The 10,750-nt window shown below is 69.5% G+C and carries 11 protein-coding genes and 1 pseudogene; 4 read left to right on the forward strand and 8 right to left on the reverse strand.

What is annotated here, in order from left to right; all coding sequences use genetic code 11:
* Positions 1-23 precede the first annotated feature (23 nt).
* Positions 24-1,058: an amidohydrolase family protein gene (locus J7I97_RS30390; protein WP_214941262.1), complete on the reverse strand. Its 1,035-nt coding sequence runs from the start codon at positions 1,056-1,058 to the stop codon at positions 24-26.
* A 109-nt stretch (positions 1,059-1,167) separates the two neighbouring features.
* Between J7I97_RS30390 and J7I97_RS30395 the strand changes: the two genes are divergently transcribed.
* Positions 1,168-2,751: a bifunctional 3-(3-hydroxy-phenyl)propionate/3-hydroxycinnamic acid hydroxylase gene (locus tag J7I97_RS30395; protein WP_214941265.1), complete on the forward strand. Its 1,584-nt coding sequence runs from the start codon at positions 1,168-1,170 to the stop codon at positions 2,749-2,751.
* Positions 2,752-3,085: 334 nt separating this feature from the next.
* On the opposite strand, the gene J7I97_RS30400 is transcribed toward J7I97_RS30395, so the two are convergent.
* The 6 genes from J7I97_RS30400 to J7I97_RS30425 all read right to left on the reverse strand — a co-directional run bounded on the left by J7I97_RS30400 (position 3,086) and on the right by J7I97_RS30425 (position 7,988).
* Positions 3,086-3,247 carry a helicase associated domain-containing protein gene (locus J7I97_RS30400; protein WP_214941266.1) on the reverse strand — a complete coding sequence of 54 codons (162 nt, stop codon included), beginning with the start codon at positions 3,245-3,247 and terminating at the stop codon, positions 3,086-3,088.
* Entirely contained in the window at positions 3,240-4,463 is a 1,224-nt protein-coding gene (locus J7I97_RS30405) for a PP2C family protein-serine/threonine phosphatase (protein WP_214941269.1), read from the reverse strand. The genes J7I97_RS30400 and J7I97_RS30405 overlap by 8 nt, the downstream gene beginning before the upstream one ends.
* A 577-nt stretch (positions 4,464-5,040) precedes the next feature.
* Positions 5,041-5,340 (reverse strand): hypothetical protein, encoded by a 300-nt coding sequence (locus tag J7I97_RS30410; protein ID WP_214941271.1) that lies wholly within the window; start codon positions 5,338-5,340, stop codon positions 5,041-5,043.
* A 565-nt stretch (positions 5,341-5,905) separates the two neighbouring features.
* Positions 5,906-6,163 (reverse strand): protealysin inhibitor emfourin, encoded by a 258-nt coding sequence (locus J7I97_RS30415; protein WP_374103721.1) that lies wholly within the window; start codon positions 6,161-6,163, stop codon positions 5,906-5,908.
* 75 nt (positions 6,164-6,238) lie between these two features.
* Positions 6,239-7,330 carry a M4 family metallopeptidase gene (locus tag J7I97_RS30420; RefSeq protein WP_214941277.1) on the reverse strand — a complete coding sequence of 364 codons (1,092 nt, stop codon included), beginning with the start codon at positions 7,328-7,330 and terminating at the stop codon, positions 6,239-6,241.
* Positions 7,331-7,562: 232 nt separating this feature from the next.
* Positions 7,563-7,988 (reverse strand): integrase core domain-containing protein, encoded by a 426-nt coding sequence (locus J7I97_RS30425; protein ID WP_214941280.1) that lies wholly within the window; start codon positions 7,986-7,988, stop codon positions 7,563-7,565.
* A 641-nt stretch (positions 7,989-8,629) separates the two neighbouring features.
* Between J7I97_RS30425 and J7I97_RS39700 the strand changes: the two genes are divergently transcribed.
* The 3 genes from J7I97_RS39700 (at position 8,630) to J7I97_RS30435 (ending at position 9,903) form a co-directional block, all read left to right on the forward strand.
* Entirely contained in the window at positions 8,630-8,764 is a 135-nt protein-coding gene (locus J7I97_RS39700) for a hypothetical protein (protein ID WP_285441200.1), read from the forward strand.
* Positions 8,765-8,779: 15 nt separating this feature from the next.
* Positions 8,780-9,220, forward strand: a complete 441-nt coding sequence (locus tag J7I97_RS30430) for a hypothetical protein (protein WP_214941283.1) — start codon at positions 8,780-8,782, stop codon at positions 9,218-9,220.
* 386 nt (positions 9,221-9,606) lie between these two features.
* Positions 9,607-9,903: a pentapeptide repeat-containing protein gene (locus J7I97_RS30435; RefSeq protein ID WP_214941285.1), complete on the forward strand. Its 297-nt coding sequence runs from the start codon at positions 9,607-9,609 to the stop codon at positions 9,901-9,903.
* 511 nt (positions 9,904-10,414) lie between these two features.
* Here the strand turns inward: J7I97_RS30435 and J7I97_RS30440 are convergent.
* Positions 10,415-10,750, reverse strand: a pseudogene (locus J7I97_RS30440) (hypothetical protein); the annotation flags it as partial.

A 10,750-nucleotide genomic window follows, 5' to 3' on the forward strand; every position in this document is an offset into this window, starting at 1 on the left:
CCTCGCCGCAGGGGAGGGGCGCTTCACCGGGTGCCGGGCTGGACGAGCTTGAACAGCAGCCGGGCAGCCACCCGTTGGGCCACTTGGGCCAGGTCCGTCCTGGCCGCCGGGACCGGCATGGGCCGCAGGCGGGAAAGGAGGGCTTCGGCGTTGGCGTGGTTGACGGCCGTCCGGGTCTCCGGTGCGACGGAGGTGTCGAGGCCGACGGCGAAGTACTGGGCTGCGGGCGTGGGGGCGAAGGGCCAGTCGCTGCCGAAGAGGACGTGGCCGGGGCGGGCGAAGGTGAGCAGGGCGGGCAGGGCAGCGGGGCTGGAGGAGAGGGCGGTGTCGAAGTAGAAGCCGCGGAAGTCGTCCAGGACGTCCAAGGGGCTGCGCCCGGTCTCGTTCGCGAGGGTGAGGGCCATGCGGTGGGATGCGTACGGCACGAAACCGCCCGCGTGGCTGAGGACGAACCGGATGTCGGGGTAGCGGCGGACGATGCCGTTGCGTACGAGAAGGTACGCGGCCCGGGTGGTGTCCAGGAGGAAGTCCGCAGCGAACGGCGGGATGCCATCGACGGCCGGTCCCGGGAGGTCGGCCGGGTGGACCAGAACGACAGCGCCTCGCTCGTTTAGGGTCCGCCACAGGGCGGCCTGGCCGTCCATGCCGAGGTAGGTGCCCCGATGGTTGGCGAGCAGGGTGACGCCGTCGGCGCCCAGTTCGTCCAGCGCCCGCTCGGCCTCGGCGCAGGAGGCGGCGGTGTCGGGCATGGGGAGAGTGGCGAACCAGCCGAGTCGGCCGGGGTGGTCGCCGGGGAGGGACGCGGAGAAGTCGTTGAGCCGCCGGGCCAGTTCAGCCGCCTCGCCCGGGTCGGACAGGAAGGCGGTGCCCGGTGTGGACACGGAGAGGAAGGCGGTGGCGGTACCCAGCAGATCCATGACATCCAAGGCCGCCTCGGGGCTCCAGTCGGGCAGGGCGCGGCCGCCGACCTCGGCGATGCCCGCCTTGGCGAGGAGGTCGCGATAGAAGGGCGGGAGAAGGTGCTGGTGGACATCGACGCGGCGGGATGAAGCGGCCATGGTCCGGCCTCCTGTACAGGGTCGAGGGCAACTGCCATAGGTGCCCCCAAAGTCGTAAAAGCGCCTTAAGACGGGAAATCATCATAGGGGTATCGAGTGAGGTGGCCTGGTGAGTGAGACGAGGACCGATGACGGCGCGTACGACGTCGCCGTCATCGGGTGCGGGCCGACAGGGGTCACGGCCGCGAACCTGCTGGGTTCGATGGGCCTCAGCGTCGTCGTGCTGGAGCGCGACGCCGACGTCTACCCCCGCGCCCGCGCGATCTCCACCGACGAGGAGGTGCTCCGGATCTGGCAGCGCGTCGGCCTCGCCGAACGGCTGAAGCCGGACATGCTCGCCGACCGGCCCGTGGAGTTCGTGGACGCACGTGGCCGTACTTTCGTCCGCGCCTGCCCCACCCCGCGCGGGCACGGCCATCCACCACAGATGTTCCTCTACCAGCCCGCGTTGGAACGGGTGCTGCGCGAGGGAGTGACCCGCTTCCCCAACGTGGAGGTGCTGCTGCGGCACGAGTGCTTGCGTGTGCGACAGGGCGCGGAAGGCGTCGACGTGACGGTGGCCACCGCCGACGGCTCCGTACGGCACCTGCGTGCCTCCTACGTGATCACCGCCGACGGCGGCTCCAGCCTTACCCGGGCGCAGCTCAGCGTGGGCTACGAGGGCCAGACGTACGAGGACCGCTGGGTGGTCGTCGACACCGAGATGCTGAAGCCGTGGCCGGACCACGACCGGCTGCGCTTCCGCTGCGACCCGGCCCGGCCGGCGGTGGACTGCCCGACGCCGCTCGGCCATCATCGCTGGGAGTTCCCCGTTCTGCCGGCCGACGACGAGGCGTACCTGACGACCGACCAGGCGATCTACGAGCTGGTGTCCCGGTACGGGATCGGCCGGGACAGCATCCGGATCCTGCGGGCCATCGTCTACAGCCATCACGTCCGCTTCGCCGCCCGCTTCCGGGTGGGCCGCGTCTTCCTGGCCGGCGACGCCGCCCACGCCATGCCGCCGTGGATCGGCCAGGGCATGGCCGCCGGGGTACGCGATGTGGCCAACTTGTGCTGGAAGCTGGACGCCGTACTGCGCGGACAGCTGCCCGAGTCGATCCTGGACAGTTACGAGGCCGAGCGCAAACCGCACGTCAGGGAGGTCACTAGGCGAGCGGTGTTCGTCGGCCGGATCATCACAGAACGGCGGCGTCCGGTCACCTGGCTGCGGGACACCGTGCTGCGGGCCCTCAACGGCGTGCCGGGCTTCGCCCAGTGGCTGCAGGACTCCCATTGGATTCCCGTCGCCCGCTACGACACCGGGCTCCAGGCCCGGCCCCGCGCCGGCGCGTCCGGCTTCCAGATCCCGCAGCCCCGGGTCACCGCACCTGACGGGGCAGTCGTACGGCTGGACGACGCGCATGACGGCGGATGGCTGCTGCTGCACGCGCGTACCGCCACCCCTCAGCCGCTGTGGGACGTCCCCTCCCTCACGATCACACCCGCCGGATCCCGACCGGCGGAGGGCACTCTCGTGGACAGCGACGGCGTCCTGCTGCCCTGGTTCGCCCGGCGCCGCGCGGCCACCCTCGCGCTGCGGCCCGACGCGTACGTCTACGCCGCCGCTCCGGCGGGCGCCCGCCTCCCGCCGCCCCCGCCCGGATTCGCCCCGGCACCGCGCTCAGCCGCCACGAGCCGTTCGGCGGGGTGACGCGGAGATGGCTCGGAGATGGCTCGGACTCCGGCGGCAGTTCCGTCCCCGCCGCACCGCGCCGGCCTCCGCGGCTCGGGACCCGAACCGCTCCGAGCTGTCCCTGCGCTCCATCGGTGGGGTAAACAGCCGGCGGCCGTGGGCCCGCGCCCGTACCAGCCGCACAAGACGGCGATAAGCCGCCAGGCACCCTCACCGGCGGCCCGGGCAGTCACCCTGGCACCTGGTCGGCCCGCTCGGCATTCGAACGGACCTCGACCACGGCTGCGGCCGCGGGGCTGGCCAGGGTGCAGCAAGGGGGTCAAACGAGCGGTGTATCTCGGGGTGTTGAGGGTTACTGACGGGCCGGCTTGTCCAGCGCGACCGCGCCCCGCGGGGCCGCCAGCGTCCCGTGCTCGGCGTAGAACGCCCGCGCGGCGGCAATGTTCTCTTCGAAGCCGGCGTCGGCGGTGTCCCACGCGATCCCGAGCTGCTTGAGGCCGAGTCGCTCAGTCAAGGACTGTGAGGTGGTCGGCGGCGCCTCCGCGCCACTCGATCATGAAGAGGGTGGCGTCGTCGCTGGTACGCCCGCCTCGTTCCTTCTTCAGCGTGTGGGAGAGCCGGCGCAGATCCGCCCGCATCCCTTCTGACGGCTCCTGCCCCAGGTGGTTGACGCAGCGGATGAGGCGTTCCTCACCGAACGGCTCCCCGCCGGCGACGCGCTCCTCGATGATGCCGTCGGTGTAGCACAGCACCCGGTCGCCCCGCTGGAGCGTGTGCTCTCTGACGCGGGGCGCTTCACCCCCGAAGCCGACGGGCAGCGTCGTCGCGCTCTCCAGCTGCCGCACGACCCGGCCGTCGCGGATCAGCAGCGGCGCGGGGTGGCCCGCGTTGACCAGCTCCATCTCACCGGTGGCGATGTTCACGTGCATCAACTGGGCAGTGACGAAGTGGTCGGCTCCGAACTGTCGGGAGATGGCCTCGTCCATGAACGCATACTTCTCGGCCAGGCTGATGAACACGCGCCGGGCATGCCGGTAGGCGCCGATGGCGATGGTTGCCATCGCGGCGGCGTCCAGGTCGTGGCCCATCGCGTCGATCACGGCCATGTGCAGGATGTTGTCGTTGAGGGCGTAGTCGAAGCTGTCGCCGGCTACGCGGTAGGCGGGCTCCAGGATGCCGGCCACCTCAACCTGCGGCACGGACATCGTCAGCGGCGGCAGCAGGCCCCACTGGATCTCCGCGGACACGCTCATCGGCTCCCGGCGCCGGGCTAGAAAGAACTGGTCGGTGTAGGCGTTCTTGGTGACCAGCATGTCGGCAACCAGTCCGGCGAGTCGGCGCAGCAGCCGCCGGTCATCGTCGCCGACGGCGTCCAGGGTCAGGGCCATCACCCCCACCTGATCGCTTCCGTCCAGCAGAGGCAGATACATCCGCACGCCGCCGGCTTGCCGAACTTCGACGACGTCCGCGCACCGGAAGGCCCGGCCGGCGGGGGAGTCGGCCACCGGCTCGGGCTGGCCCACGTGCAGCTTCCTGCCCGGCAACGGCACCAGCAGCTCCTGCCCATAGTCCTGGAGCAGGATCGACACGTCACGCCCGCCGATCTTGGCCACCCCATCTGCGATCAGCGGGGCGATCAGCTGCGGCGGCAACAGCCGCGCCCGATCCAGCAGCACACCGAGCAGCCGCTCACCGAAACCCTCCGACCGGTCCACGCTTCTCTCGCCCATGGCCCCGTTCGCCACCGCCTTCTTGCCACCCGCGCCGGTTACTGCCTCCGCACAACGTGACCTGGTCAAGCCGCCGGAGCGGCTCATTACGCCATGCGCAGCGTGTCGGCCCGCGCTGGCGCGCGTCAGCGGCGAACAGGGGTGTTCGGGCTGTGCCGCCCGCCCGGGTCCCAGGCCGGCGCGCTGCTCCAGGCGTCGGTTCTGCCACACCTCGACGATCCAGCCATGGCCGCAGCTCACACCGCGGGCATCGCAGCGAGCCTGCTCTCCGCCCACAATCTCACCCCAGCACAGCTGGGACAGTCAGGCACAGACCCGTTGCCCCTGGCTGCGCATTCAGGCGTCCAACTGATGGACCCGGGTGCTCCTGGCCGGCGGCGCTCAGCGCCGCCCCCTGATCGGCGCGGACCTGCGCGGCGCAGCTACATAGGTCAGTTCGGCGTATCCCTTTGGGAGCTCCCAAGTACACCGACGGTGTGGGGGGCGGGAACGGTGCCCTGGAAGCGGGCATTCAGGCTGAGCGGTGTGCTGCGGGTACGTAGCGGGGGAAGGATCTCGCAGGGCCAGTCCTCGATGGTCAGTCCGGCGGGACGGACGCGGGCCCGCGCTGTTGCGGTGGTGCGGATGAGGCGTTGATCCACATCCCCTTCCCCCGTGACTCAGGTGCCAGTGCAGACCACGAGTTCCCGGCCCATACCCAGCTCGGGGCGGTCCGCATGGAGTAGTTGAAGACCCGGGCAGTGGGGTCCCACGCGGCGACCTGCAGGAAGGTGGTGGCCGGGTCCTCATTCGCGCCGGTGCTGATCAGCAGGTCCACCTCCCGGCCCTGCACGGCGCAAGCGACCACGAACCGGATGTTGCGCAGCTGCCCCGGCATGGCGCGTGGCGGGATCTGCCCGGCCTCGCTGATCAGTTAGACACCCGGTTTCGAGGCGGGGCTGGCCTGCGGCAGGCCGGCCAGGAGGTCGTGCACGGTCATGGGGGGAGCTGCCCTGGCGGATCAACACCGCAGCCATCGGGTCGCCCAGCGCCGCGAGCTCCTCGGGGGCATCGGGGGCATCGGGCGGGCCTTGGTATCCACCGCTGACGCGCCGGTACAGCCGACCGACCGGCCTCCTGCGCGTGGTGTCAGGAGCTGCAGCCTTCGAACGAGACGTCTGCGCCGGCCACCGCGTGCTGTGGCAGGCTCTCGGCGTTTTCGAGGGCTTGCCGCGCCCAGGCCGTCGCCCGCCGACGTTCGTGGAAGCCATCCACCGCTGACGCCCCTTCGGTCGGTTCGCCCCTTCGACAGGGCGACAGTAGCCCCATATCAGCCGTTCGGTACGTTGCGTGGCGATATATACCCAGTGCGTCGTCCATGCAGAGCAATCCAGGTGAAGCGGAGGCCGTCTCACCTCCCTGAGACGGCCGCCGGCCATGGTGCGTGTTGATCGTCAGGGCGGTTACGCGCCTTCCCCGAGGACAAGCTCGACCAGCTGTAGCTGGGCATCGCTCAGTCCCGGGTCGGTGAACTCGACGGTGCGGTCTTCGTCCACCGTCACGACGTACTGATAGCCGTCGGGCACGCCTGAGGCGGCATCGGTCGGCGTGTTGGCGACGACGTCGAGGGCGAGGCGCTCCAGTTCGGCCGCGTCTGGCCGGCCGGACGTGTCCAGCTCGCCCCGACGCGCTATCCCGGGAAGGCCCCCGCTCCTGGTCACCCGGATGCGCATGACGCCGCCATGCAGGGGCGGATTCCAGTCAGGGTCCGGGGCCGGGTCCGCGAGGGGAACGAATCAGCCATTACCGTTCACTCCTACGTGCGCCCACGCCTTGAGAACCGCCTCGAACTCCATCCCCTTTCCGAAGCGCTTCTTCGTCGCGGCGACCGTCGCCCGGGCGAACTCCCTGAAGTCGGCGTTCTCGGACAGCTCACCGGAGGTGATCGTGTCGTACCAGATCTGGCCGGCCTTCTCCCAGGCGAAACCGCCGATGGCGGTCGCGACCAGGTAGAAGGCGTGATTGGGGATGCCGGAGTTGGTGTGGACGCCCCCGTGGTCGTCCGGGCCCTCCACAAAGCCGGCCATGTTGTCCGGCTGCGGGTCCTTGCCGCCCAGGAGGGGATCGTTGAAGGCCGTGCCCGGGGCCCTCATGGAGCGCAGGGCCTGGCCGCGAATCGCCGGCGTGAAGAGGCCTGCACCAATCAGCCAGTCGGCCTCCTCGGCGGTCTGGCGTCGCGCGAACTGCTTGACCAGGGAGCCGATGACGTCGGAGATCGATTCGTTGAGGGCGCCGGACTGGTCCTCGTACACGAGGCCGGCGGTGTACTGGGTGAAACCGTGGGCGATCTCGTGGGCGGGGACGTCGTGCGAGAGGGTGAAGGCGTTGAAGATCCGACCGTCGCCGTCACCGAAGACCATGCGTTCGCCGTCCCAGAAGGCGTTGTTGAAGTTGCGACGGTAGTGGACGGTGGCATCCAGCGGCAGGTTGGCGTCGTCGATCGAGTGGCGACCGAAGGCCTCCTTGAAGAAGTCGAAGGTGAGGCCGAGGCTGTCGTAGGCCCGGTTGGCCGAGCCGTCCGCGACCGGGTCGTGCCCCTCGCGCCGGACGGTCTTGCCCGGCAGCGCAGTGGTGTGATCCGTGTCGGAGATCGTCCGTTCGAGGACGAACTCCACAGCTGCGGTCGGCGCCGCCAGGCTGGGCGATTCCAGTCGATTCGCCCGGAAGTCGGCGTCGACGGCGAGGGTGGCCTGGGCGGCTGCGGCGACCTTGGGATCCTCAGCCTCTGCGAGCTTGTCGAGGATGTACGGCGGCAGGATGCCGCAGACGCAGCGGGCAGGACCGGGCACTCGGTGCTCTCCGCCGCCGGTGATCTGGGTGGTGTGCATACCGGAGTAGGTGCCCCCACCCAACGGAAAGGGCCACCCGGCACTCGGTAATCTCACCCGGGCGGCCTGCCTTGCTGAGCCGAACAGCCGGGCGTGCGCTCAGCTCAGCGCAGTGCAGTCGCGAGGAAAGGGGTCGACGGGTGGTTCGCCCGCGGTACACCCGCGGTGCGTGAACGCGTCGATGTGACGATCGACGGACGTATGTCAATCCCCTCGGATCGTGGAGACCTTCCTATGCAGCCAGCTCCTCGGTGAGGGCGGCTCGGTAGTCGTGTTCGTAGTCGATCGGGCTCTTGAACCCGCACACGCTGTGTAGCCGACGCGTGTTGTAGAAGTCGGTGATCCAGGTCGCGACCCTGATCCGGGCCTCGGTGCGGGTGGCGAAGGTGTGCCGGTGGACGTACTCGACCTTCAAGACGCTGTTGAACGCCTCGCTCACGGCGTTGTCGAAGCAGGAGCCGACGCGGCCCATGGACTGGAAGACGCCCAGCCTGCGGCAGGCCCGGCGGAACCTCCGTGAGGTGTATTCGCTGCCGCGGTCGCTGTGGAAGATCACGCCACGGACGTCCCCGCCGCGGGTAGCGGCGGCCATGACCGTGCTGCCGCTGAACTCCGCATTGCTGAAGGAGACCTGTCCGCCACGGAACTCCGCGCTCAACCAGGGAAGGGGGAAGAAATCACCCCCGGGTGGATAACGACACGCGGAAAGTGCATCCCGGGGACACGAAAGTGCACCAGGGGCACAATCGCGTATGCTGCCCGTGCCCGGCCCTACTGATCTTGAGGAGCGGACCACCGCGATGACTGCACAGCCGCAGCCGCGCCGGAGGCCGGCCGCGCCCGGCGCTCCTCCGCCTCCGCCGCCCAGTGCGTTTCGGGCCCCTGGGGCGCTGCGCCGCACCAACGTGGTCAACCTGCCGGATGGGTACCGGGCCAGTGTCGAGCCGCCCGTCACCAGCGACGGCTTTCTGGGCGAGGACTTCGTCATGGACAGCCAAGAGTTCCTGTGCTGGCTGTCGGACTACTACCGCGACGACATCGTGACGCTGCGGCTCATCATCCGGATGATGGGTATCCAGAAGCCCGGCGGGACCGTCGAGGCGACTCAGAGCCGGCTTGCCGAGCTCCTGAAAGGTCAAGCAGAGCCAGGTCTCCCGGTCGCTCAAGGGCACAGGGACTCTCGGGGTCACCGCCAAGATCAAGGCCGGGCTCTACCAACTGCACCCGCGGCTGTCGCTGCGAGGCGGCAGGGTGCCGGTGGAGCCGAAACCGGGTATGCGGACCCAGGGAACGCTGAAGGTGGATCAGCTGTCGTTGCTGGACGCCATCGAGGACAATCCGAAACTGCCCGAGGTGTTCAAGGAACTGCGACAGCTCCCGAAGCCGTCGGAGAAGCCGCTTCGGGAAGACAAGGTGCGCCCAGGCCCGCGCTGAGGAGGATGGGACGTCATGACGATCGCTGCGGAGCACGTGGCCCCCGAGTACGTCTGGACGGCCAACAACGCCCTCGTCTTCGCGCCGCGCGGCATGCCGCCGGCCTCGTACCAGGTGCTGCTCCACCTCTTGGGCCGCCAGGAGCCCGGAGGACGCTGCCTCGTCACCCACGGCACCCTCGCCGCCGAGATCGGCCTCACCCGGTCCAAGGTGACCCGCGGGCTCCAGCACCTCGGCTTCGCGCGGATGGTGTGGAAGGAGGGCAACGGCGCCTACCGCCTCAGCCCGCTGATCGCCGGCTTCCGCACGCCCGCCGAGCAACTGCAGGCCATCGGCGCGATGGATGACGACGACCGCTTCGACCACCCGGGCTTCCAGGAGCGCTACGAGGCCCAGATCGAGGCGTACGAGGAGGAGAAGCAAGCGAAGGCCGCCGAGCGCCAGCGCCGGCTTTGAGCCGCCGATCGACCTCGCAGCCCGTCGGCGCACCTGACCCCTGCCTACTGGAAGCGGCGTTGCACCCCGGGAGCGGCACCGCTTCCGTGTGTACTCGTCCCCTCTCAGCGCGCTGGCCAGGCGATACCGACACGTTCTGGAAGGCCGGAACACGAGGTCCGCCAGCCAAGGCGCGCCCTCGTTCGTCCAGAGGGGAAAAACGCCGGTCAGCTAGTTCCGCGACGCCCACGAATCGGTTGCCTAGGCGCTGGTGTCTCAGGTCTCCGCGTTGCCGCCATCGGGCAAGGACCGGGGCGACACGGCAGTTTCGGACATTGGTCCCGGTATCCGATATGGGGACGTGCTAGAAATGGGGCAAATAAGCCCAAAGCAGGAGGTATGTGACGATGCGTTCAACTCTTCTCCGTGTAGCGGCCGCGCTGAGTTCCGCGGCAGTTCTGGCTCTCTGCGGGGCTGGCGCGGCCAGCGCCGACGGCGTGGGCAACTCAGGCATCGGGAACTCAGGCATCGGCAACGCCGGCGTCGCCAACTGGGGTCTGGGCAACGCGGGCATCGGCAACACGGGCATCGGCAACGCCGGCGTCGCCAACTGGGGTCTGGGCAACGCGGGCATCGGCAACACGGGCATCGGCAGCCACGGCATCGGGAACTCGGGCATCGGCAGCTCCGGCATCGGGAACTGAGACGGCCTTACTGCCCCGCTCCACCAGTCTCACGACGCGCTCGGGAAGGCTGAGTCAGTCTCGCTCCACCAGCGGGTGCAGCGAGACATGCCTCGACTGTGCCTCGGAGGCGCGCGGACACGGCGGCGGTAGGCCCCGCCGCGGGCCGGTCACAGCAGCAGCAGCAGGGGCGTAGCCGAACGGCAGTGCAGCGCCGATCTGCTGCTCGCCGCCCGGGCCTGCTGCACCGGCCTGCTACACGAGCAGCACCCGTGTGCGGCCTGGGTCGTGCGAATGCTGCGCGATCGGTGAGCAGCAGCGCCTTGCACCCTTCACCACCAGGAGCAGCAGCCGGGGCAGCACGACGTGCTGCACCGGCAGGTCGCGAAGGGTGCAAGGCGCTGCACTCCGTCGGCGAAGTCCCCGCCGGCTCCCCTGGGAGCGCGATGCGGCCGATGCGCTCGTCGCCGGCCGGGACCAGCCTAATCGCCCGCGCTGCGAGCTTAGCTCTCAGTGCCCGTCCGTGAACTGATCATTTTGAGGAGGGGCGGGAGTCGGCCCGTGCGAGACGACGTCTCATCAGGATGATCATCGACCAGTGGGCCATGGCTTCGTGGTGCTCGGGTAACCGCTCGTAGTCGCGCACACAGCGGCGCCGCTGGAAGATCCATGACAGCGTGCGTTCTACCACCCACCTTCGCGGGAGCACCACGAAGCCGGTCATGTCGTCGCTGCGTTTGACGATCTCCAGCGCCCTTCCATACGCAGAAGCCTGCTTGCTCAACTTTGGTTGAGGTCCAGCGTTTGTGATGCACTCCACAGCAATGCCATTCGGTCTCCCCTCGCGTGTGCCGGGACACGATAGGTG

Origin of the sequence: Streptomyces sp. ISL-87, assembly GCF_018614095.1 — a bacterium.
GTDB lineage: Bacteria > Actinomycetota > Actinomycetes > Streptomycetales > Streptomycetaceae > Streptomyces.